This window comes from Stieleria magnilauensis, from assembly GCA_007753675.1.
GTDB classification, from domain to species: domain Bacteria; phylum Planctomycetota; class Planctomycetia; order Pirellulales; family Pirellulaceae; genus Stieleria; species Stieleria magnilauensis.
The window spans coordinates 5,638,538-5,662,621 of sequence record CP036432.1; the positions used below are offsets into that span (position 1 = coordinate 5,638,538).

The 24,084-nt window shown below is 57.1% G+C and carries 19 protein-coding genes; 8 read left to right on the forward strand and 11 right to left on the reverse strand.

What is annotated here, in order from left to right:
* Nucleotides 1-24: 24 nt before the first annotated feature.
* On the forward strand, nt 25-900 hold the full coding sequence (locus TBK1r_RS19680; protein WP_145214391.1) for an MBL fold metallo-hydrolase: 876 nt from the start codon (nt 25-27) through the stop codon (nt 898-900).
* Nucleotides 901-941: 41 nt separating this feature from the next.
* On the forward strand, nt 942-1,730 hold the full coding sequence (locus TBK1r_RS19685) for an SDR family NAD(P)-dependent oxidoreductase (RefSeq protein ID WP_145214394.1): 789 nt from the start codon (nt 942-944) through the stop codon (nt 1,728-1,730).
* 285 nt (nt 1,731-2,015) lie between these two features.
* Here the strand turns inward: TBK1r_RS19685 and TBK1r_RS19690 are convergent, their stop codons facing one another.
* Both TBK1r_RS19690 and TBK1r_RS19695 read right to left on the reverse strand, forming a co-directional pair.
* Nucleotides 2,016-2,444 (reverse strand): Hsp20/alpha crystallin family protein, encoded by a 429-nt coding sequence (locus TBK1r_RS19690; RefSeq protein ID WP_145214397.1) that lies wholly within the window; start codon nt 2,442-2,444, stop codon nt 2,016-2,018.
* Nucleotides 2,445-2,575: 131 nt separating this feature from the next.
* Complete coding sequence (locus TBK1r_RS19695; protein WP_145214400.1) at nt 2,576-3,004, reverse strand: Hsp20/alpha crystallin family protein; 429 nt, start codon at nt 3,002-3,004, stop codon at nt 2,576-2,578.
* 33 nt (nt 3,005-3,037) lie between these two features.
* On the opposite strand from TBK1r_RS19695, the gene TBK1r_RS19700 reads away from it, so the two are divergent.
* Nucleotides 3,038-3,736, forward strand: a complete 699-nt coding sequence (locus tag TBK1r_RS19700) for a hypothetical protein (protein ID WP_145214403.1) — start codon at nt 3,038-3,040, stop codon at nt 3,734-3,736.
* 120 nt (nt 3,737-3,856) lie between these two features.
* Here the strand turns inward: TBK1r_RS19700 and TBK1r_RS19705 are convergent, their stop codons facing one another.
* Nucleotides 3,857-4,885 (reverse strand): hypothetical protein, encoded by a 1,029-nt coding sequence (locus tag TBK1r_RS19705; RefSeq protein WP_145214406.1) that lies wholly within the window; start codon nt 4,883-4,885, stop codon nt 3,857-3,859.
* Nucleotides 4,886-5,208: 323 nt separating this feature from the next.
* Nucleotides 5,209-6,699, reverse strand: coding sequence for a sulfatase family protein (locus tag TBK1r_RS19710; protein WP_419580174.1), 1,491 nt, complete (start codon nt 6,697-6,699; stop codon nt 5,209-5,211).
* Nucleotides 6,700-6,989: 290 nt separating this feature from the next.
* Here TBK1r_RS19710 and TBK1r_RS19715 point away from each other — a divergent pair, with 290 nt between their 5' ends.
* Nucleotides 6,990-8,816 (forward strand): alpha-amylase family glycosyl hydrolase, encoded by a 1,827-nt coding sequence (locus TBK1r_RS19715; protein ID WP_145214410.1) that lies wholly within the window; start codon nt 6,990-6,992, stop codon nt 8,814-8,816.
* Between the two features lie 139 nt (nt 8,817-8,955).
* Here TBK1r_RS19715 and TBK1r_RS19720 read toward each other — a convergent pair whose 3' ends face one another.
* Entirely contained in the window at nt 8,956-9,840 is an 885-nt protein-coding gene (locus TBK1r_RS19720) for a metallophosphoesterase family protein (protein ID WP_145214413.1), read from the reverse strand.
* A gap of 462 nt (nt 9,841-10,302) precedes the next feature.
* Here TBK1r_RS19720 and TBK1r_RS19725 point away from each other — a divergent pair, with 462 nt between their 5' ends.
* From TBK1r_RS19725 to TBK1r_RS19740, 4 genes are all read left to right on the forward strand, one after another.
* Complete coding sequence (locus tag TBK1r_RS19725) at nt 10,303-11,079, forward strand: TVP38/TMEM64 family protein (protein WP_145214416.1); 777 nt, start codon at nt 10,303-10,305, stop codon at nt 11,077-11,079.
* A complete protein-coding gene (locus TBK1r_RS19730; protein ID WP_145214419.1) occupies nt 11,076-12,023 on the forward strand; it encodes a phosphatidate cytidylyltransferase in 948 nt (315 codons plus the stop codon). The genes TBK1r_RS19725 and TBK1r_RS19730 overlap by 4 nt, the downstream gene beginning before the upstream one ends.
* A 74-nt stretch (nt 12,024-12,097) precedes the next feature.
* Complete coding sequence (locus TBK1r_RS19735) at nt 12,098-12,718, forward strand: CDP-alcohol phosphatidyltransferase family protein (RefSeq protein ID WP_419580175.1); 621 nt, start codon at nt 12,098-12,100, stop codon at nt 12,716-12,718.
* A gap of 587 nt (nt 12,719-13,305) precedes the next feature.
* Entirely contained in the window at nt 13,306-14,043 is a 738-nt protein-coding gene (locus TBK1r_RS19740; RefSeq protein ID WP_145214422.1) for a metallophosphoesterase family protein, read from the forward strand.
* 108 nt (nt 14,044-14,151) lie between these two features.
* Here TBK1r_RS19740 and TBK1r_RS19745 read toward each other — a convergent pair whose 3' ends face one another.
* From TBK1r_RS19745 to TBK1r_RS19770, 6 genes are all read right to left on the reverse strand, one after another.
* Complete coding sequence (locus TBK1r_RS19745) at nt 14,152-16,659, reverse strand: glycoside hydrolase family 95 protein (RefSeq protein WP_145214425.1); 2,508 nt, start codon at nt 16,657-16,659, stop codon at nt 14,152-14,154.
* Nucleotides 16,660-16,745: 86 nt separating this feature from the next.
* Nucleotides 16,746-17,480 (reverse strand): SGNH/GDSL hydrolase family protein, encoded by a 735-nt coding sequence (locus tag TBK1r_RS19750; protein WP_145214428.1) that lies wholly within the window; start codon nt 17,478-17,480, stop codon nt 16,746-16,748.
* A 169-nt stretch (nt 17,481-17,649) separates the two neighbouring features.
* Nucleotides 17,650-19,008, reverse strand: coding sequence for a DUF1552 domain-containing protein (locus tag TBK1r_RS19755; RefSeq protein ID WP_145214430.1), 1,359 nt, complete (start codon nt 19,006-19,008; stop codon nt 17,650-17,652).
* A complete protein-coding gene (locus TBK1r_RS19760) occupies nt 19,005-21,821 on the reverse strand; it encodes a DUF1592 domain-containing protein (protein WP_145214433.1) in 2,817 nt (938 codons plus the stop codon). Before TBK1r_RS19760 ends, TBK1r_RS19755 begins: the two co-directional genes overlap by 4 nt.
* 571 nt (nt 21,822-22,392) lie before the next feature.
* Nucleotides 22,393-23,283, reverse strand: a complete 891-nt coding sequence (locus TBK1r_RS19765; RefSeq protein ID WP_145214436.1) for a M28 family peptidase — start codon at nt 23,281-23,283, stop codon at nt 22,393-22,395.
* Between the two features lie 151 nt (nt 23,284-23,434).
* Nucleotides 23,435-23,800 (reverse strand): hypothetical protein, encoded by a 366-nt coding sequence (locus tag TBK1r_RS19770; protein WP_145214438.1) that lies wholly within the window; start codon nt 23,798-23,800, stop codon nt 23,435-23,437.
* Nucleotides 23,801-24,084 lie beyond the last annotated feature (284 nt).

A 24,084-nucleotide genomic window follows, 5' to 3' on the forward strand; every position in this document is an offset into this window, starting at 1 on the left:
TTACGCCACTCGAGAAATCGTCCCATGAGTTCAGACCATCGCCTCACGATCACGGGATATTCCACCGCGCTGTTTTCGACGTGGTATTTCGTCGACGAACTGGGTTGTCTGTTTGATTGTGGCGACGGCGTGTCTGCGGGGCTGCTTCAAAAGTCCAGGAAAGTCAAACACGTCTTCATCTCGCACGCCGACCGCGACCACTTGGCCGGGTTGCTGCAATTCAATCAGCTCAATGCGCGACCGGAATTGTCGATCTATTACCCACGCCATTCGGGATCGTTTCCCGCACTGGCCGGGTTCATGGGGAAATTTGATCCACAGATCTCTGGGGCGAAGTGGATCCCGCTTGATCCGGGAGACGAGGTGCCGCTGCGAAGTGACTTGGTGGTGCGCGCGGTCGCCAATCGTCACGTGCCGATCCTGCCCGGCCGATCGAAAAGCCTGAGTTACTTCGTCGAAGCGATCAGCAACAAACTCAAGCCCGAGTACGTCGGCTTGTCGGGCAAGGAAATCGTTGCGATCAAGATGGAGAAAGGGAAAGCGGCGATTGTTGAACCGATCCGGCGGACAAAACTGGTCTATTCGGGCGACACGCCGATCGAAACGGACGGGCGGTACGACGATGCCGACGTGTTGATTCACGAATCGACGTTTTTAACCGAGGAAGAAATGAACCCCGCCGATCCGAGCTTGAATCGGCACAGTTCTCTCGATCAGGTGATGCAGATGGTATCCCAGAGTCGCGTCAAGAGGCTCGTGCTGGGGCACTTTTCGACACGTTATGATGAGCGACAGATATTGCAGGCGGTCGCACAGATTCGAGAACGCTATCCGATGGAGATCCCCATCAAGGTGATCCTGCCGGGTAAGATCGGTCGCGACATCTTGGCCGATGCCTGATTGATTCAATTGTCGCCAAAAACTTCATGAAGGAGTTCCGCATGCCTGAAACAGCCGTCTTGCCGGGAATCAAACTGTTTGATCTGACCAACCAGGTGGCCATGGTGACGGGGGGATCGAAGGGACTGGGATATGCGATGGCGGCGGGACTGGCGTCGGCCGGTGCCAACATTGCTTTGTGCAGCCGAAACGCCGCCGAAGCAGAACAAGCTGCGACGCAGATCGGCGACCATTACGGGGTGCGAGCGATCGGCGTACAGGCCGATGTGACCGACCCAGGCCAGATCGAATCCTTTGTCGCAAACGTGGAACAAGCCTTCGGCGCGGCCGACATCCTGGTCAACAACGCGGGCGTCAACATTCGTGGCGCGATCGGCGACTTGACCTACGAAGATTTTCGCAAGGTCCAACAAATCAATGTCGACGGAGTCTGGTCGGTCTGCAAGGCCGTGATTCCCAACATGAAACGACGCGGTCGTGGACGGATCATCAACTTGGCCAGCACCTTGGGACTGGTCGGTCTGGCCAACCGCACCCCTTATGCGACCAGCAAAGGCGCGATCGTGCAGATGACACGCGCCCTTGCGTTGGAACTGGCCGACGACGGCATCACAGTCAATGCGATTTGCCCGGGCCCCTTTTTGACGCCGATGAATGAACCGATCGCGGAGTCGGAAGAGGCAAAGAAATTTATCGTCGGGGCGGTCGCATTGAACCGCTGGGGAAGGATGGAAGAGATTCAAGGTGCCGCAATCTATCTGGCCAGTGCGGCATCGAGCTACACCACCGGCAGCATGCTGGTCGTCGACGGCGGATGGACGGCGCGCTGATCGATTCGTCGGCTCCCCGCCTGCCCACGCGGCCACGATTCGCGTCGTTCGCGACGCCCGGACGCTGGCGCGAACCGGCTGATATCAATCGATGATCAGCCGCTTGGCGCGAGCCTACGGGCTCAGGCGAGAGGCCGTAGTCAACGGCGAACCGCAAACGTCCGCGTCAACGGACGCCTGCGGTTCGCCGTTAGGCGAACGTTGTTTCGCCTAACGGTTTGCCTGATCAAGCCGCTTTGACTTCGATCCGCTTGGACGGTTTCGATGCGTCTTTGGGCAATCGAATCAGTTGGCTTTGACTTGGATGCGACGCGGCTTCGCGTGATCGGACTTCGGCAGGTGCAGCGTCAACACGCCATCATGCATTTCAGCCGAGATGGCTTCGCTGTTGATCGCTTCACCGATCGTGAACGTCCGGTGGAAGTCGCCCACACCGTATTCGCTGTAAAGGTATCCTTCGCCATCATGCCAGCGGTCCACCTTTGCGTGGATCGTCAATCGACGGTTCTCGAACTGAATGTCCAAGTCGTCGGTGTTGACGCCGGGCAGATCGCCGTACAGGATCAACTCCTCGTCGCCTTCCCAAATGTCGAATCGGGGTTGGAAGGTCGATCGAGCTTGCTGACCGTTCTCGTTCAGGTATTCGCTGACACGTCGGTTACCGTTCTGTTGTAGGGTTTCGTTTTGATTCGTGGTTGTCATGGTGGTACTCATCGCACACCTCCATTGAGAATCACAGTGTTTCTGAACAATGAATCACGCGTCGCAGACATCGGCGGCTCGCCTTGCCGACGAACCGCCTCCGCGCTTGTCGCTCAACGCGCTGCATCAATTTGCCTTGGCTTCTAATTTGCCTTGACTTCGATGCGTCGCGGCTTGACGGCTTCACTTTTTGGCAGCGTGATATGCAGCACGCCGTTTTTAAACTCAGCCGATACATTTTCGGCATCAATGTCGCCGGGCAATTCGACCATCCGGCTGAACTTTCCATAGCCGCGTTCTTGACGATGCCAGGTTCCGCCTTCATGTTCTGGCGGCTTGCGTTCGCCCTTGAGGGTCAACTGGTTTCCGGTGACATAGATTTCCAAATCATCCATGCAGAATCCGGGCAATTCGGCTTCAGCGAACAGGTTGTCGTCGTCTTCCCAGACGTTCAACGCAGGGTAACTTCCGACACCCATCACGCTGCCGTTGGTGCCACGGCTGAACAGTCGGTCCATCTCGCGGCTGAGCCGATTCAGCTCAGTCCAAGGTTCCCATCGAGTCGCTAACATGTTTGTACCCTCCTTTCAAACGGGTTCAAAAGAATGGTGTTTTCTCAACGAGTGAATGGGTTTGATTCACCCGAGTGCCTTTTTGACAGTCTCGCCTGTCCGCCGGCTTATATTTGCAACGGCCGTACCAATTCTGAACCGGCGTCCGAAGTGGTTTGGATCAATCTCGGATCGGCCGACGGCCTGCGATCCGGTGTCACGTTCTCGGTCTACGAAACGCGTGATGACGCAATCATCGAAACGCAACCCAAAGCAACCATCGAAGTCGCGCGGATTGCCGGCGAGCATCTTGCCGAAGCACGCGTCACCGATCTCGACGACAACCGGTTCCTTTTTCAAGGCGATGCCATTCACTCACCGATTTGGAACGCCGGCTCGACAGTCGGAGTCGCCATCGCGGGCCGGATCGATTTCGATGCCGACGGGCAATCCGACTTCGATCGACTGCGACAGATCGTCGGTCAGTTCGGTGGATCGATCGATTTTGTGCTGCGTCCCGACGGTGAGGTACAGGGCGAGTTGACAGCCGACACTCGCTACTTGATCGTCGGAGAGAGCCCCGACGAAGACGCTGCGAAACTGGTCGAAATGGACGTCAGCGACGTTCAGATTCGATACGAGCAGGCGATTCATGAAGCTCGGACACTCGGCATCGAACGGATCGGCCCCAAGGAGTTTCTCGACCGACTCGGCTGGCGACCGCCACGAATCGAACAACTGACCCGCAAGTAGCGCTCGAACTCCATTCAGTCTTCGAATTGGGTTGGTCGAGCGGAAAGAGGTCAGGTTGAAACTCTCGGTGAGGTCCGCTACCGCAATAGTAAACGTGGCCCGAGCACGAGCCGCCTGGCTTCAATCAATCCATTTCACCCGACAGTCGGCATTCTCAACGAGTGAAAGTTTTGCACACACGTCTTTTGCGATCGAATCGACGATGGCCTTTGGCAGATCACCTTCGACGGTGACCGTCAACTGATCCATGTCGTCGGTATAGCGGACGCGCACTCCGTCGATGGTGATCTTCTTGGTCCGCCAATCGTCGTCGTCTTCTGGATCCGGATCGATTGGCGTGTAAGGCACTTGTGGTCGGTAAAGCGAATCGTAGGCCTCCATGTTCGGCTCCGCACCGATCTCGTCAGCCAGATCGTCCTCAGGGTCCAAACCGGCCCTCGGGTACTCCAACGCGAACTTTCGCATGTCGTAGTTCCAAAGATGCAAGCCGCTCCCGTCATGACGAGCCACCTGGAATCGAATCCACTGCCGTTTGGTCAATCGATCCCAGCGGAATTCGGCGAGAGACAACGACCAGTCATCAATGTTCTCCAGGAACCCATCGTCGGACAACACCTTGCCACCACGGACAAGGATCGACGATCCATCATCACTGAGCGTCGCTTGGTGATCGCTGATCCACCCCGGCTGTTCACCGGTTGAATGAATTCCACTCATTGCCAGTGTCTCAGTGTCGAGCCGATAGATCGGCGTGTGACCGACAGCTCGCTGATCGCAGTAACCAACGTTCCCGAGGATCAGAATACTTTGACCGTCATTGATGGCCGTCGCCGAATGAAAGTCAGTCGGCCGAAAGACGGATTCGGGGTACCCGAAGATTCGCACGTCACCATCGACAGACTCGATGATGACATCGTTGTAAATAAAGAAATCGGGATCGTAAAAATCTTCGTGCTCGCCGGCGATCCAAAACACTCGCCCGTCGGCCAACTCGGTTCTTGATTGCCCCATGCGGCACCCTGCCCAGCGTGGTTCGCTGGGAAAATCCACGCGGCGGAGCATCTTTTGTAGGCGGCTTCGAAAACGCTCGTTTGCGTGATAGGGGTCGACACGACCGCGAAAAAGCCAGCGCCAGACAGGATTGGTCATGTCTTCAGCCGGTGAACGGCCTCGAACAGCCTTCTGCCAACGACGAAAGAGTTTCGACGTCACCTCGGGTCCGGGCTCACGATCCGCGTCTGTCAATTCGTCTTCGTCGTATCCCAAGACCATTGCACCGTATCGGGGTTCTCCACTCAACTTTCCTCGAACCATCACGACACGTCATCCAGGACGCAAGTTCGCACCCGACGTCCGCTCGTTCCCCAAGTGTCCCAAATGGCGGAAGCACAGACTAAAGGGAAGTGGCAGAATGATATGGGGCAGAATGATGTTTTGACCGTTGGTGATAAGCGAGAAGGCTCGGCGTCTTTCTATCGGATCGCCTTTTCGTCCAGCGGAACGTGCCGATCAAACAGAGTTCCGTAGCGTTGGTAATCGTTGTAATCCACCGCCTGCTGTTTCCACTTCGCCAATTCTTGGTCGTACCGCTTTCGCATCTGTTCCAACGGTGCGGCGTGCTCGGGGCGATTGGCCTGATTGACAAGTTCCAGCGGATCGTTTTCGGTATCGAACAGCTCCTCGACCGGGTCCATTTGATCGTTGCCGAACCACCAGTACGTGTATTTGTGCTGTCGAGTCAGGCAGGTCAGGCTGTGGGTAGCGAGAGGCCCGAACACGTTGATGAACGCCATCTGTTCATGGCCGCCCTCGTTGGGATTCTGCAATAGCCCCAGCAGACTCTTGCCGTCCATGTTGTCGGGAATGGAAAGGCCGGCGAGTTCGAGCATCGTGGGTGCGAAATCAATATTGCCGGTCAACCGGTCGCATCGAATCTGCTTGCCGTTGAGTGGGCTGCGGGGGTCATAGATCATCAGTGGCACGCGCGAGGATTCTTCCATCGGCAGAACCTTGGAACCGTAGCCGTGTGCACCACAAATGTAGCCGTTGTCGCTGGTGTAGATGACCACCGTGTTGTCGGCGACCCCCTGGGCCTTCAGTTCGTCGCGAATCATGCCGAGCGCCACGTCGATGCCGTAGATTTGCTGGTGATACTTCCGCATCTCGCCGTCGTAATCGGTGTCGTACTTCCACTCGGTAAAGCGAGGGTACTGTCGGCCGGCCTTGCTTTGCGGCGAGAGATGTTCGGAAAACTCGCGGCCGAAGTTCGCCGGCTTGGTGAACGTCTTGCCCTCATAGATGGGATTGAACCGAGGATCTGGCGTCGCTGGCTTGTGCGGAGCCTTAAAACTGATCGACAGACAGAACGGTTTGTCCTGCTTGGCGGCGGTGCGGATGAAGTCTTGGCCGAAAGCCCCGTAGGAGAGCGTCGAGTGGGGGTATCGCTTGGCGTACTTCGCCATCGACTTGTTCTTGGCTGTTTCGTAATGGGTCTGGCCGGGCCCGCCTCCCCAGACATCGAAGTCGTCTTCACACAACCCCTTGCCTTGCACCTCGATCCCGAACTTGCCGGCGAAAGCCGTCAGGTATCCGGCCTGGCGCAGCAGAACCGGATAGGACTTTGCCCACACCTCCGGACGCATGTTTCCGTGGCTGAAATTGCAGCCCGTCTTGTATTCGTACATGCCGGTGAACACGTTGGAGCGACTGGCCATGCAGATCGCCGTGGTGTTGTAGTGGTTGTCAAAGACCATGCCGTCGCGGGCCAATTGGTCCATCTGAGGCGTTTGAACGTCGCTGTTGCCATAGCACCCAACGGAGTACGTGTTCTGGTCGTCGGCGAACAGGAACACGATGTTCGGACGCGACGACGATTCCTCCGCCGCAGAAATCAACCCATCCCGAGACGCGGGAAGGACAAACGTCGCGGCCAGCAGAAAAAGGAGTTTCAGGTGGTGCATCATGAGGACTGGTGAAATGGCGGGTGGATCGATGGTTTCAAACAAGTTCGCTGCGGTGCGAGCTCGATGACGTTTGGCCAGATGAAACACGGCCGAACGGCGGTGTTGCGGAGCGTAGTTTACACGAGACCGCGGCAGCCATCGCGGCCACCAAGCTTGGAACGACGATTGCCGCACCTTATTTCGGCACGAAAGTTGCTCAAAGCGTCGCTGCTCCAGAAACATCACAGCGTGGTCGACTGACGATCGTCGTGTGGTGGGTCGGACAGATTCATTTTGAAGGAATCTTTTTAATGGCACCCTCCACTTTGTGCGGCGAGTCGGCAGCGACGAATGAACAGACCCAAACGGCCGGAATGGGCCCCATTGTCCTGGACCGCGGCGTCGCGTTTCGTGTCTGGGCACCACATGCCGATCGCGTCAGCGTCGTGGGTGACTTCAACGAATGGCAAAGTGATGCCAACGAAATGACCAATGAAGACAACGGGCATTGGTTCGCTTTTGTTGAAAACGCTAAACCGGGCGACGAGTACAAGTATCAAATCACTCGTGGCGAAGACGTGTTCACCCGAATCGACCCGCGAGTCCGCAAGGTGACCAATTCCGTCGGAAACGGGGTGATTCACGATCCGAACTTTGATTGGCAGGGCGATGACTTTCAAATGCCAGCGTGGAACGAACTGGTCATCTACGAAACCCACATCGGAACGTTCCATCGGCCCGGGGACAGTGACGTGGGCACCTTCGCCGACTACCAACACAAATTCGACCATCTCAAGCGTTTGGGCGTCAACGCGCTGCAGGTGATGCCAATTGCGGAGTTCGCCGGCGACCTCTCTTGGGGGTACAACCCGGCCCATCCCTATGCGATTGAATCGGCATACGGCGGCCCCGAGGGTTTTAAAACGTTTGTCCGTGAAGCCCACAAGGCTGGCTTCGCCGTCATCCTGGATGTCGTCTACAACCACTTCGGCCCCAGCGACTTGGACCTCTGGCAATTCGACGGCTGGAGCGAAAACGGCAAAGGCGGCATCTACTTCTACAACGACTATCGCAGCGACACTCCGTGGGGCGACACCCGACCGGACTACGGACGTGGCGAAGTGCGATCCTACATCCGAGACAACGCGATGATGTGGTTGAAAGACTACCACGTTGATGGATTGCGATACGACATGACGCTCTACATCCGCAGCGTCGACGCAAGTGGCCAGCAAGAAATCCCCGAAGGCTGGGGGCTGACTCAATGGGTCAATCGCGAGATACACGGCTTCAAGCCGAGTGCCATCACGATCGCCGAAGACCTGCAAAACAACGCCTACCTGACGAAGTCGGACATCGAAGGCGGAGCGGGCTTCTCGACACAGTGGGACGCCAAGTTCGTGCACCCGATTCGAGACGTCATCACTCAACCCGACGATGCCGGCCGCGACATGAACAAGGTTCGCGACGCATTGTTGCATGCCTACAACGGTGACGCCTTCCAACGAGTCGTCTACACCGAATCGCACGACGAGGTCGCCAACGGAAAATCGCGTGTTCCCAGCGAGGTCGATGAAGCCGATCCGGACAGCTATTTCGCCCAGAAACGGTCCACGCTGGGGATCGCCCTGGTCATGACGGCTCCCGGGATTCCGATGCTGTTCCAAGGACAAGAGCTGCTGCAAGACGGATGGTTCCAAGACACCGAAGAATTGGAATGGGACAATGCCGAATCACTAGGCGGCATTAGCGCGTTGATCAGCGACCTGATCGCATTGCGGCTCAACCGCAACGGATGCACCAAAGGATTAACAGGTCAGCACATCGATGTTGTTCACGTCAACCACCAAGACAAAGTCGTCGCCTTCGTTCGCCGATTTGATGGCGGTCCTGGCGATGATGTGGTGGTGATTGCAAACTTCGCCCACCAACACTTCGAAAATTACGAGTTTGGTTTACCGTCACAAGGAACGTGGAAGCGACGGTTCAGCAGCGATCGCGAAGCCTACAGTGACGAATTCGGCGGAGATGCGAGCGGTGACATCGACGCGATGCCGGAAGGTTACGACGGGCAACCGTGTAAGGGACGCATCCAATTGCCACCCTACACTGTGTTGATTTACTCACAGGACGCTTAAATCCAATGCCGTCAAGTGTAAGCGTCGTTTCCTCAGATGAGGGCCCGTAGGATCGCGTCAAACGGCTGATATTCGTTTGACGTCAGCCGGTTCGCGCAGCGTGAGCGTCATTAAGATTTAAGCCTATGCTTGACCGCGACTAGCGTGAAAATTCCGCCTCCCACTCCGCCGAACCGTGCTTCCCGACGGCGTCGGTCTGGGTGGAGAGCCGTCCGCTGCCACGGGCGAACTCGTGACGGCTAAGTGGTGCAAAGATACCGGTGTCGTCGTCGTAAATATGATGCGTGACTCGGATGGCATGTTGGGACAAATCGATTTCATTGAACGTGTTCTTCTCACGCTCGCGGCCCCGTCCCCGCCGCGAAGTACTCGTGCCGCTTTGAACGATGACGATCCCGTGGTCGCGGCCGGCCGCTGGATAGAAATCCAGCGTGTTGCCGATGTACGAACGATGCAGGTGCCCACCTAGAATCAATTCAACACCGAGGTCAACGAACAGCTTGATGGCCCGCTTCGCTTTGGGCATCGCTCGGTCACGCAAGTAATCCGGTGCCGGGGCAAAGTGATGATGCGCCACGACAATCCGAGAGAGTTCGGGCGGCGTGTTTTCGAACACCCGCCGACAGAAATCGAGCTTCGACGGGTGAAGTCGTCCGTTGGAGATGGCAGAACGAGGGGCCGTCGAGTCGAGGCCTACGATGACGGCTTCGTCGGTGCGTAGCACCGTATTGAGTTCCTTTGAAATGATGCGTTGGTAATGCCGATGAGGGTCGGTAAACCGCTCAATAATCCGGTACAGCGGCACATCGTGGTTGCCCGGCACGACGACGCGAGGTGCGTCCGGCAATTGTCGAAGGAACTCGGCGGCCTGTTCGAACTGCTCCGGTTTCGCACGTTGCGTCAGATCCCCGCTGACCACAATCACGTCCGGCGACACCGACTCGGCTGCACGTCGTAGTGACTCACCGACGCGGGGAAGGAAGGGTGGACCAAAATGCAGATCGGAGATGTGGAGAATCTTCATGGTATGAGAGTTGCTATGTAGTCGTCGGCTCCGTAGGCGAACGCGAAACAAGCCAATGCTCGCGGAGGAAGCGACACCCCTGCAATCCGCATACCGATGCAAGCGACTCTCAACCGGGCCTTCCTTTCAGTTTCGACGGGGAAAGCGAGCGAACCGGTCATGCGGAGTTTTCCGTGATTCCATCGGCAATCCGCATCGCGTGCCATCCTGACGCAATCGCGGTCAGGAAGTCATCACGGGCGGCAGAATTGGCGGTCCTTTCGTAAGACCACGACAACCTTGGGCACATCAGTTGCATCGCCTTTGCACCACCATCCTCCTACAAGACGCTGAAATGCCTCCCTATCCTCTGAATTTTCTCACACCGCAGTTCAAGTCGAAATCACCGGCACGTACCGACCCGATCCAGGCAGGATTCGGTACCGTAATGCGTACGGTACGACTTGCCCGCCGCAGCGAACCTTGCATCGGTTGCAACACGGTGTCGGATTCTACAAGGTTGGTGGCGGCATGAAAAAGCTGGCGGTAACATTGCTGATCATCGCTCTCGCGATTGCAGCGTGGTACTTCGCTGGAGTCTCCTTGAGCTGGGATTCGTTTGTCGAGCACGAACGCGCGTTGCGTCTTGCCGTTGCCCGGCACCCCGCCGTCGCGGTGATCGTCGGCGTCCTGCTCTACACCCTGACGTCGTTGATTCCCGGCACCACGGGCAAGTCCATTGCGTTCGGATGGTTGTTCGGATTCTGGATCGGCTTGGCCATCGTCAGCGTCTCGTTAACCGCTGCGGCGGTGATCGCGATGATGGCGGTTCGCAGCTACTTTCGCGACTGGGCATTGCGTCGCGTGCCGCGAATCGTCGGCACCATCGATCAGTCGCTCGAGCGTGGCGGTGAGGCGACCTGCCTCTTGACGCTACGTCTACTCCATGTCCCCTACACCGGCGTCAATTACTCGGCCGGTGCAACGAGTGTCCCGTTGCCCACGTTCGTTTGGACGACACTCTTGGGCATGCTGCCCAGCAACTTAGTCTTCGTCCTGGCCGGTGCGAGACTGCCGGCGCTGGATCGGATGGCTGAGGTCCGGCCTTGGCAATTGATCGACTGGCCGTTGCTTTCCGCAGCCACGCTGGCAATTGCAACGCCGATGGTGGCCAAAAAGCTGACCCGGATCAGCAAATCAGCTTCCAAAAGCGCCGACGGCTCATCCGACAAGAAACGGCGGGAGTTCACGGCATCATGAACGTCATTTCCGGATCGTATGCCAACCTGTTTTCATTGGCGATGGCGGTGTTCAGTGCGTTGCTTGCCGGCACGCTCTACCGACTGTCTTCGCTGCGTCGCTGCCCGGGCGAGACCGCTCGTCGGCGGATGGCGAGCCTCGTTTCGTGGTGGATGATTGCCGGTTCCTTGTTTTTTGCAGCGTTGGGCGGACGGTGGGCTGCGTCGATCATCTGGTTTGCGATGTCGTTCATCGCGATGACGGAGTACAGGCGATTGTCGTCGCCAGCTCCGCCAACAACTCCGTCGGCGTCTTCCACGATGCAGTGGACGCCCACTGCATGGGTGATGACGATCAACCTCGTTGTGCTCTACGGCGGAATCGCAATTGGCGGAGACATCGCATGGTTGGCCTTCGTTTCTGCCGCATCCGTGATTGCTTTTTGCGGCGTAACGATGGCGTCAGAAGGAGTCCTACAATACACACCACGCATTGCGTCTTCGATCTTGGGTCTGTTGCTTTGCGGAATCTTTCCGGCATGCAGTCTACTGCTGCTCGATCCGGAATCACCCGCATTGTTTCTACTGGTGGTCGGGATGACGCAGTGGAACGACATCCTCTCGGCGTGGGCGGGACGTTCACTTGGCCGACGAAAGCTAGCAGCAGCGATCTCGCCGAACAAATCGCTGGAAGGTTTTGTCGGTGGGCTGATCGGAACGGTTGTGACTGCGGCATTGGTTGGTCCTAACTTGACCGAGCTGACATTGGTGGATTGGTCATTGCTCGGATTGGCGATCGCGACTGCAGGAACGCTCGGTGATCTGAACATGTCGGCGATCAAACGTGCTGCGGGGGTAAAAGACAGCGGCACGTTGATTCCGGGCCAGGGCGGCATGCTCGATCGCATCGATTCGTTAACCTTCTCCGCACCCATTGCATTGCTGCTTGTAGAGGTGATGCGGTGAGCCGATCATCATCACGGGATCCGTCGGCGGAACACAGAGTCGCGGTTTCGCCTGCAGAGCGTTCGACCACGTGGTTGACGATCCCGAACGCCATCTGCGTGGGGCGTGCGATTTGCTCGCCACTGATGTTGGTATTGGCCTGGAACGGACTGCAGACCGCGACACTTGTGCTGTTCCTGATTCTGACCTTCAGTGATTTCGTCGACGGCAAACTTGCTCGATGGCTCAATCAAAGATCTGCGATTGGCCCGAAGCTTGACAGTTTTTCAGACGCCGTCATGTACGGATGCCTGGCACTCGCGTTGATCTTTTTGCGCGGTGACTTGCTCGGACAGGAAGTCTTGTGGATTGTCTTCGCCATCGTCAGCTACATTGCTGCCGGGATGTTTGCGTTGGCCAAGTTCGGGCAACTGCCCAGTTATCACACCCGGTCGGCCAAGCTGGCATGGCTGATGGTAGCGATTGCCGCTGTGGCGTTGTTGTCCGGCGGACCGGCCTGGCCACTGCGGATGGCGATGGCGACCGTGATGATCGCCAACCTTGAAAGCAGCTGCATCACCTACTTGCTGAAACGACCGCTGACGGATCTGGCATCGGTGTTTCGTCTGCATGCGGTCACCGATTCCGCCGACACATCAAGAGAAGACGAAGACGCCTGCGGAGTCGAACAAAAACGCTTTACCACACCGGGCTGAACAGTCGGGCGATGATTCGGCCGGATCGGCATCGCCACGGATGATGCGGTTTAGGGGATAAAACAGCTTCGACCAACAGGAAGATAAAAGATGTCAAAGCGGCGGTATCCGGCATCGACTATTCGCTAATTCGGTGACAATTTGTCCGAGGGTAGCCAATGTGACCGATGCGGAATACCGACCGGGCACCCGCGAGGACTTTGGCACTACAAATGCTAACTGATCACATCGCCGCACGCTCCGCGGGCGGAATGCGTTTCGCTGCGAGTCGCCCACAGTGGGGCGTCCGATTCTCGCTCGTCTGCGGAATGTGCGACGACGTGATTACCTGTTCCGTCGGTAGGTCCATTCTACGTGAGGAAACAATGCATGCCTGTGAGACTACGGCGTGGATGGTTGTCGTCGGATACCTGATCCTCGCCGCCGTGTATTTTGCAACCAAGGTTCCCAGTATGGTTCGACTGGGTTTGGTGACCTTGGCATTCGGGTTGCTCCTCAGTTGGATGACCGTCAGTGGAACGCTGCGGTCATGGTGTGATTCGTTGAGTTGAACCGGATCGAAGGTGAACGAATACGGAGAAGAAACGATGAAGCGATTGCTGATTGGCGGTCGGCTGGACGGGCAGCCGGAAACGCTTGAGTGCTTGAGCGAACAGTACGCATATCATCATCCGGACGCCGTGTGTATCGGCGGACTTTGGGCGGGCAGCCACAGCGTCGACCGCAAGATGTCTCCGCGTCAGAAAGACTTCTACCGGGCTTTTTTCACGGCGGCGAAATCGATGCGGTGTCCCGTCTTCGTGTTGCCCGGTGAGCACGACGTCCCCCTGGCCGACTTCGCCCGATTGGTCATGATGGCGGAGTTGGACAACCCGCACGTGCACTGCATCCACGCAACGCCCTACGAATCCGCTGGCGTGCATGTCGTCGGAGTGGGAGGCGATTTGAACGAGGTCATCGACACCTGGAACGACCGACTCCGCAGTTCACGTTCGGCGGTCGAATACTACCTTCGGCATCTGACACGGACCCCCGTCGATCACACCATCGTGATGCTCACCACGCCGCCGTCGGGTCAACTTTCGATGGCGCTGCGGTCCGACTTGGCGGGTGACACCAAGCTGGCCAGCGAAGTGATTCACTCGGTGCATCCCGAACTCGCGATCACGTTCGGCGAAACCGAATCTCGGGGTGTCAGCCGGATTGCCAGCACGTGCGTCGTCAATCCAGGTCGGCTCAGCGATGGCAGCGTCGCCGTACTGGACCTCTCCCGCCCCGATGCCGCAAACTTCATCGACGCCAAAGTCTCCTCGCACGCAAGCTAACGAACCGCGAAAACGGGGTCAGGAGTCAATAGCCGGAACGGCCCTACGGGTGCTTCGCACTATTGACTCCTGACCCCCTTTTCGATCGCTGGACTTTAGGGACAGAGCCTAGTGCTTGGTCTGCTCGGCCCATGAATACGACTGGCCCACTGACAAGACGATGTTTTCACTCAGCGTGCCGTCCGCATACAGGCGGAAAGTGCCTCCCTTCTCGGACCGGATGGTCGCTGCGATCAGCCGCCCAGCCTCCCACGCCAAGTCCACTTCGAATCCGCCGCGCGCCCGCAGACCGTGGACACGGCCATCCGGCCAGGCCGAGGGCAGTGCCGGCAGCAAGTGCAGGATATAGGGGGCATCGGCCAATGTATCGTCCGGAGCGACACCTTGGTAGTGATTCGGCGTGGATGGATTTTTCCGATAGGCAACAAACGCTGCGTCGCTGATCGATCGTGCGTCCGCATTGACGCTGCGAAGATGGCTTTGCAACAGCATTTCACAAACGCCCGCCGCGCCACCAAAATTGCCGTCGATCTGGAACGGCGGATGGAAATCGAACAGGTTGGGATAAGCACGCTGGGCGGTTAAGAAACGATAGATTTGATGCGCCTTGTCGCCGTTGTGTAATCGCGCCCAGAAGCAGGTTTTCCAGCCCGTGCTCCAACCGGTCGACTCATCGCCACGGTGTTTCATCGTGACCAGAGCCGCCTCGTACAACTCTTTGGTTGTCAGTGGCGAGATATCGCGACCGGGATGCAACGCAATCAGGTGCGAAATGTGCCGATGCGTATCCTGCGGTCGATCCCAATCCTCCGGCCACTCCTGCAACTGGCCATACTGACCAATCTTCTGGGGACACAGTCTTGGAATCATCGCCTGCAGGGTTTTACGAAATTCTTCGTCGCGACCGAGTACGATGGAGGCTTCGATACAGTCGGTGAATAGATTCAAGACGAGCTGCTGATCCCATGAGGCGCCGTAAGCCTGCTTGTTCAATTTGCCATACTGCTTGACGAGATACGCGTTTTCCGGCGACCAGGTGGGATAGACGACAAGAGAGCCGTCTTTCCACGGAGCGAGGAACTCGACGAAGAATTCCGCCGCACCTTTCAGAGTCGGATAGATCTCTTCGAGGTAGGCACGGTCCTGATTGAACGCAAAGTGGTCGAATAAATTCTGGCAAAGCCAATGCCCTGCCTGCTGGTTGCGGCGGCCGTGTTCGTTTTGAGCGGTAAAGCCGAACACATTGCCGTTGAGCCCCATGCTCCAACCCTTATCGACGCCGAAGGTTTTGCGAGCCGTGTGCGCACCAGATTCCGCCAAGATCTTCGTCCACTCCGCGAAGGGCCGAAAGCACTCCGTCAGGTTCGCCGGATCCACCATCCAGTAGTTCATTTGCACGTTGATGTCGGTGTGATAGTCACAGTTCCACGGCGGCCGGAGTGAGTCGTTCCACAGACCTTGGAGATTGGAGGGAACGGGTGCCCCGCGCGAACAGCTCAACTGCAAATAGCGGCTGTAATTGAAGTACAGGTTTTCCAGCTCCAGGCTGCTGTCGCCGGCCACGAGCTTATCGGTGGTCAAGCCGGAGGGCTGGAAATCAAGTTCCAGCCGGCAGCGGTTCATCAGCGCCGAGACATCGTCGACATGCGTTTGTTTGAGCGAATCAAAACCAAGCTTCACCGCCGCCGAGATCGTTTTTTCGCAATCCGCTTTGTAGTCACGTCCCTTGAACGAAGGATAGACCGGCAGGTAGTCGCAATACCCCGCCAGATAAATCGTCACCTCGCTCGCGCCGGAAACCGTCACCGAACCATCTGACTGCGGCGCAACGTCTGCGTTCCCGGCATCGATTTGCACGATCTGCATGAACTCGACATTGTCCCGAACCATTTTTGCTTCGCCGGTCAGGACGATCCGGTCGTCCGCAGCTTTCACTTGCACCACGTTGTGCTTTGTGACGGTCTCAATCGTCAGATTGAGCGTTGCGTCCTCGGCCGTATAACGGGCCACCACGACATCGTGCGGATGGCTGCAAAAAAACTCTCTGCGGAACTTTCCCTTGCCAATCGTGTAACTGACCGTTCCCAGACCGGTGCGTGAATCGAGCGAGCGGCGGTAGTCTCGCACCCGTGGCGGTTCGTGTCCGGTAGAAATCAACACATCGGTAAACGGCGCATAGTTCCCCAGCGGCTCGACGCTGCTCAGATACGTCGTGGACAGGCTTTCCATACTGCCCCGCTTCGTGCCGTATTTCCCCTCCCGGTAGGCTTTTCGAACGGTCTCGAAATCCTCACGCGCAACGTCGCGCGCCCCAGACTGCGACACTTCGTCCAGACCACGCTTGGCATTCATCCACAATGTGATGTCATTGATCAGCAGATGCTCCGTCTCGATGCCGCCGGAAAACATGGCGCCCAACCTGCCGTTTCCCATCGGTAACGCGGTCTGGATAAAGCCAAACTCCGCGCGTTGATTCCTCTTGCCCTTGTCAATCCGCACCACGTCATTGGCTGGCGATTCGTAGTGCAACACATACCGCTCGTCGGCTGCGGCAACGGTTGCAAACGCCAGAAAGATCCCCAGTAGGGTGATCGATCCTTTCATGTTCATCGACATCGTTTCTCTTGTTGCTCGGTTCAATTCATTGACGGCGTCTTTCGAAACTCGACGTCGACTCCACTTTCGATTTCGATCTCCTGAGTCTACTTCGATATCGCCGAGGAGATCTCATCAACGACCTTCTCAGCCAAATAGGCGTAGCCTGGTTCCGTATAATGGACGTCACCCTTGCGGACTTGGATTTCGGGCAATTTCAAAAGCGCATGGGAATGCAGGTCGTTGATCAAGATCCCATTCGCTTTCATGATCTCTTCGGCAATCTGGTTGTATTTGATGTCGTCGCCTAACTTTCGCCCCGCCTCAAACTCCGGAACCGGCGTGGTGGTGCACCAAATCAGTGTGGCGTTCGTCTCCTTAAGCCGAGCCACGATCTTTTTCATGTTGGCGCGGTATTGCTCTGGGGTGGCGGTCAGCGTCCCGTTCTCCTTGTCGCGATTTCCCTGAGTTTTCGATTTTGGGTTTCGGTAACAGAGATCCCACAACCCCCAATTGAAGTGAATGACATCCCATTTTCGGGAACCGATCCACTTGTTCAGATTCTGCAATCCGTATTCGGAGTATTTTCCATTTCCAGGGATCCGAAAAACATCTGCCTTTCCCGCCAACTGCTTTTGAACCTCCGCCGTGTAGCCGATCGAGATGGAATCGCCGATAAGCAAAACGTTGGGCAGTTCCGGATTGTCCTGAGGAGTGCTAGATGTCGCACGTTTCCGTTTGTCCCGTTTTGCCTCGGTGGTTACGTCTGCGCCGGATGCGTCCGAACCGACGCACATCAGGACGCAAAGCACACAAATTATTATTAGTTGAATTCGTTTCATTTGTTCGTTCGTCGACTTCATTTTCGGGGGGGCAGCGGCTTCAACGGCCAACTCCTTCGAAGGTGTTGTTTTCGAAAGCGGGATCGGACCGGATCAGGACGGCAGTGAGTATCCCGGATCGCGCGTTGCATCCTGATGGTACTGGTTTCGCCGTCGCCCGATGATGCCGCTAAACCAGAATCTGGTCAACAACTGATTCGCTGTCGCCGAAGCTTTCTGTTTCGACACCAACACGTTGCAAGAGCGTCAGCAACAGGTCATTGAACGGGCGTTCGTCTTCGAATCGATGGAATGCGCCCTGCTTCACGCCGAGATTTTTGCCGCCGGCAAGGATCAGCGGGTAGTTTCTGCCGACATGCGTCTTGCTGGTGCCACTGCCGTAGAGCACGATTGTGTTGTCCAGCAGGCTGCCTTCGGCCAGCGGATCAGGCGTTTCAGCCATCTTCGTCAAGAACTCCGAGAGGCGTTCGGTCAGATACTGGTCGAATTTTGCCCAGCGTTCCCAACCACCTTCGTCTCGAGCGGCGCTATGGCTGAGTTGGTGATGATGCAGCGAAAGACCTGCTGCGTAGGGAAGTTGATTGCCTCGACCGCTGCCGCCTTCAATGGCGGTCTGGTACGTCACGACTCGCGTGGAGTCGGTCAGCAGTGCCATATGGATGAGGTCGAACATTGTGCGCACGTAGTTCGTTCCCAGCTCGCGCGTCGGTTCAGCGTCCAAATCAAATGCCCCAGGATCTACTTCGGGCTTCGGGACGTTCAACCATTCATTGGCACGTTCGAGCTGCCTTTCCAAGGTTCGCGTTGCGGTGAAGTAGGCATCCAGGCGATGCCGGTCGTCTGCAGAAAGCGCGCCATTGAGGCCCGACAGTCTTGAACTCACCCGATCCAAAATGCTGCGGTCACGGGCGATCGCTCTGGCCCGCGCCTCGGCGCCGCGGGCATCGACAACAAACAAGCGGTTGAAAATCTGTTGCGGATCCGACAAGGCTGGAATCAGTGCACCATCGCGATTGACCGAAATGGTTGCGGGACGGCCCAAGCTTCCCGTACCTCCCGACGCAGACAATGCCAGTGACGAATATCGTGTCGCGCCGTCAATCTTTTCGGCGAAGACCTGGTCGTAGCTGATCGAGTTTTTGTAGCCTTTGGACTGGTCGTCGCCGGTCAGAAACTGCGCGCTGCAGGAATGCGTGATATTCGAACGCAGATGGGGATGCGAAAAACCGGACAGGATCGAAAGTTCGCTGCGGAGTGCGGCGAGCGGTTGAAGCGTCTTTGTCATCACATAATCTGGACCGGGATGATGAGGGAACCAGTGCCAGTCGTCAAAACTTTGGTGCCCTTCCGGTGGCAGCGAAACGCCATTGGTAAAAAAGATTGTGACGAGCCGGGCTGGTCGCTGGGTCGTCGTGGCTGCTCGGGCTACCTTTGACGCTCCGAGCAACGAAGCAAGCGGGGGCAGGGCCATGCCAGCCAATCCGAGTTGCAACAACTTGCGGCGGGGGTGACGAGAAAACTGACTCATTGTCTCTCTCCAATCAGTGTTGCTGTCGGGGCATTCTTTGTTTGCAACGAATCTGCTTTGTCCCTTGCTGTGCTTACAGGCACCGCCTGGAACGATTCACTTTGCACGATGGCTAAAACGAGCGACGGCAGCTTGTAGCCGGACGTCCGGAAATAGCGATGAATCGATTCCAGCTCGGATTCGTCGCCGAGATTCGGCGCGCGGGCAAGTGCGTAAGTCATCATGTGCCAGGTCAAGCCGCGCGTGAACTCGTCTTGCCGTTGGCCAACGAGGTACGAAACGAGGTCGCTTGACCCTTCAATTTCCTCGCCGCTGGGCAGGACGGTACTGCTGTCGACGGGCGAAAACGACCGGGCGGCCGTGTCCGGATTGATCACCAGGGCTGCTTCACGCCAGGCGCCGATCGCATCGAAATGCTCCAGCGCCAATCCCCAGGGATCGATCTTGGCATGACACGCCGCACAAGCACTTTGTTGGCGATGAAGCTCGATCTTTTGCTTGAGTGTAAGCGGACCCACATCTGCCGAGGATGCGTCTAGTGCCGGAACAGATGGAGGCGGAGGCGGTGGGGGATCGTTCAACAGACGTTCCATAATCCAGACCCCACGGTAAATCGGATTTGACTCGGCCCCGTCTGCAGTCATGGTCAAAATCGCACCCTGATGAAGCAACCCGCCACGCGTTCGATAGTCCGGCACGGCAACCGCTTGCAACTTACCGCCCGTCACCGGCGGCAACCCGTAATGGCGAGCCAAACGCTGATTGACGTACACCGTCTCCGATGCGATCAATTCGCGCGCATCTCTGGCACCGTGAAAAATCTCCTGAAACGTCGTGATTGCCTCCGAGACCATGTCCTGCCCGAGATCTTCATCATAGTGCGGATAGAATTCGGGATTGATCGCGACCAGACCGTACTTGTCCAACCGCAACCACTCACGAGCAAATCGTTCGCTGAAACGGCGAGCGCGACGGTCACCAAGCATGCGACTGACCTCAGTGGCAAGCGTGCCAGGGTCGCTGAGCCGGTTTTGAGACGCCAATTCAAGCAGCCGATCATCTGGAGGACCGCTCCACAGGAAATACGAAAGCCGAGAGGCAAGCTGGCGACGCTCTTCTTCGGAGATCGATTGATGCTGTTCCAGTGGAATCGGCGCGGCGACATACAAGAACGGGTCGGAGATCAGCACGGTGCTGAACGTTTCTTTCAGAGCATCCTCAAAGCTGTCCCCTTCACTGCGAAATTGATCGTAGAGCGACATCATCGAGCCCAATTCTGCCGGCGAGATGGAACGGCGATAGGCACGCTGCATAAAAGCTTGCAGTGATTCCTCCGCAACCGTACGTGCGTCGGCACCCGCATTCAAATTGGCTCGTTGCGCATCGATTCGCCATAGCCTTGCGTGCATGTCCAGGCCGAACGGCACGAGATCGATTTCGATCGCATCGAGGTAAAGCTCATTCACACCGGCTTTCCGCATCGCGGCCTTGCTGACGATCGAATCCGCCAGCGTCTTCCGGTATCGCGACATGAGCCCCGACTTACCTGGGGCATAGTTGTAGCCCTCCGGAACCACGTCGAAGATCGCATCGGGATCATGCGATGCGTTGGACACCGAAAGCGTCAGCGTCGTCTCCTCATCCTCCTCATCCTCCTCATCCTCCTCGTCTTCAGTCGTCCCGGTGGGTATGTGGCGAAACGGGATCCGGAACGTACAGACCTGCGGCTTCTCAGGCGATGCAGTGACATCACATTCGCCCGGAATGGGTTCGGCGAACTCCATACCCAACGTGTCGCCGATGCGAAATCGAAGTCGAGGCGCCGAACCGTCATCACCCAGTTTCGCAGCGACATAGACCCTGGCGACCAATTCGCCGGCTTTGTGAAGCTGGTGGCTCTTGAATCTGGCAAATTGTTGGTGGAATTTTTGTCGGTCAGACCGATTCAATTCCTCAGAGCTCAGATCGAGTGGTCCATCTGGCAACGGGAACAACGTCCGGTCCGAATAGATGGCCGGCCCGACATCCCTTGCCCGTCGTTTCTCCAACAACTCCTGCTCAGTCAACGGCTCATCGACCGAGTAGCCGCCGGCCACGCCGGGACGATATTCAACGTCTTCGAACTCGATCAGATAGTGCTCGCTGTCGGGGATGTGTCCCGCGAAAATCACGTAGTCGTCGACGCTTTGTCGCGCGATGGCAAGAAAGTATTCAAGCTCGAGCGCGGACACGCCTAGCAGGTCCGCGTCGCGCGAATACCCGTACTCGGACAAAGGTGCGGCGGGAAGATTTGTTGCGAATGGAACCTTCGCGCCGAATAGCTCTTGCAGCGTGTGCTCATATTCGGCGACGGTCAGACGCCGCATCGAAGACGATCGATTCGCCCGCCGCCGCTGGGCAACACGCTCAAACGACGCGTCAATCCATGCCACGATTTGCTGTCGTTCTTGCTCGCTGGGCTGACGCGTCTCCTCTGGCGGCGGCATCTGGTGAGCATTCAACGCATCGCGGACCGACGACCAAACCGACACGTCTTGATCAGACGACATCGCCGGATCGAGCTCATCAAAACGCAGCCCGGCTTCCTGCTTGCCCTCACCATGGCATTGACTGCAGTTGCGTTTCAAGATCGGTGCAATTGTTTCGGAAAACGACACCCGTGGTGTTTCGTTCCCCGACGACGACACAACCACTTGCTCGATCGCATCATCGCCATAGGACACAGATCCAGGCGTCCCGGCAAAAGGAAACCAAAATGCCACAAGGACAAACACCGACACGGCGAAAAGCGTGACCGCGTGAGTAGGCTTCATTTGGCTGCGTCTCGACAATACATGGAATCGATATGCGGAGGGAAATCGCACGGGAAACCGACACGGGACAGGCGAGTTCCATGGCGGACCGACACAGATCGCCCCCTTGGCTGTACGATCAGTCCGCTGCCGTTCCAAAAGGCCGTTCCAAAAGGCCGTTGCAAAAGGCCGTTGCACTCAATGACCTGGGATCACATCCGCTCGCCTAGCACACCATCATGCGAAGCTTGAATGGAAAACCCAGCGGAATACTCTGCGGAAAACTCGAACTCCCCGGCGTTGGACGTCTGCCCGGCAGGTCACGTAGATTCCCAGGCAATCACCCAACCGGGGGAGCCATCAAACCCAAGGTACGCAATCGGCTTCGCAAACGCAAACAAAATCACTGGGTAAAGCGATGGTCGGACGCATGCCAACGGCGCAAGTGGCCCACCGGCTCGTGATTGCGACTAGCAGTCGATCGCCGCTCAATTATCGGGTCGTGGACGAGGCGACGAGTCCTTGCCGATATGCCGACTACAGAGGACTCGTCGCCTCGTCCACTACCCGGAAACCAAGGTGCAGCGGAATACTAGCCGAGCAGCTTGCGCATCGCCGCTGCGACGCCGAGGGTGACTTCGGTCATTCGTGGGTAGTCGAGCGTGTCCGGTGTGTCGGTGGCTTGGTGATAATTCGGATTCCGCAAGAAACTGGTGTCGGTGAGCATCAGTGCGGGATAGCCTTGGTCCCAGAACGAGCTGTTGTCGCTGAGACGAATCTCGCCGATCTTTTCCGGCAGACAGATCGAGAACAGGGGCATTCGACGCGTGCCGCGTTTGAAACCGCGCCGGAATCTCCAGCACAGTTTCCAGGATGGCAGATTACCGACGGCCGCCAGAAAGTTGCCTCGCTGCGGAAAGAACCGATGCATCCATTTGGGAATTCCCGGTGGAACAGCCTGTGAGCCTTTGCTGAGACTGTAATAGCCGACCATTTCCAGGCACAGCATGCCAACAATGTTGTCCCCGCGCCGACGTGATTGGCGGGCATGGTGCTGGCTTCCCATCGAGTCGACATTGAAATACGGCGGTTCCTCACACGCGAACGCCACATAACGGGCGGTTCGTTTGCCGGTGTGCTCGCGCAGGCATCGGCTGACCTCGATCAAAACCGCCACGGCGGATGCGTTGTCATCGGCGCCGGGCGTGCAATAGACCGTATCGTAGTGGGCTCCCAACAGAACAATCTCATCCGCTCGCTTGGTGCCGGGACACTCGACGATCAGGTTGGTGGCCTCGTCACCGATCGCGTCATAACATTCACGTTGATGACTGTAGCCCATCTCCGACCACTGACCCTCGATGTAGCCGATCGTGGCCTGAATCGTTTTGGGCTGCCCCAGTGTGCGCGGACCGATCAGTCCCGCAAGCCGATCGACGTGCAGACGAAGATTGTTTTCGATCGTGTCGCGGTCGATGGACATTAGGAGGTGAGAGGGAAGTTTCCCTGCACTGGCGAAGAACGAAGCTGAGAAACTTGCGGGGCGTTCCGCAACTGCTGTTGCGTTTGATGCTTCAGATTGTACCGGAAACGAGAAAACGCCCGCGACAGGTCTTTCCGTCACGGGCGTCTTCCTATTTCCGCTTCTTCTTCAAATGCTTTCGCAACCGTTTCCACACCGAGCGGCCACTGCCCGGATCAAGCCGGACGAGTTGGTTTTGGCGTGTGTCGAAGGTTTTCGTGTCGCCTTTGGGTCGCTTGGTGTAAACGAACGGCAGGCAGACGGCGACGACCTTGAAGGGCTGGCCGGCGTCACAGGGCATGTACCGGATTCGCACCGGCTCGTCCGCTGGTAACATGACACCGGAGCAACCCCACAGGTACGAAGGCAATTCGACAATCTCGTTCAAGACCGTGACGTAGTCTCCCCGTTTGATGTCTTCTCCGGCGACGCGTGCTGCCACGCTCGTCGCGAAGTTGATTTCGGTTGTCGTTTCCATGGTTCCTATCGCTTAATGAAAGTAAATTCTGAGTGTGCAAAAGCTCTTCGTTCGGCATCCGATTACTCGGCGCCAGATTTCGTAATGACGAAGAATTGAAATGACACACGCATGGTTACTCTCACGAGCAAATGACAATAAAAACGGCTGACGCATTCGCCCGGTTTCCAACCGGCCGTGTGGCCCCGTGGCTCAGGCGTCTTGTTGGTCATTAGGACGCTCGATACAGTCCCTGGTTCGCAACAATCGCGAGGTTTCACTCAATCTGTCGTCAGAAAAGGCAA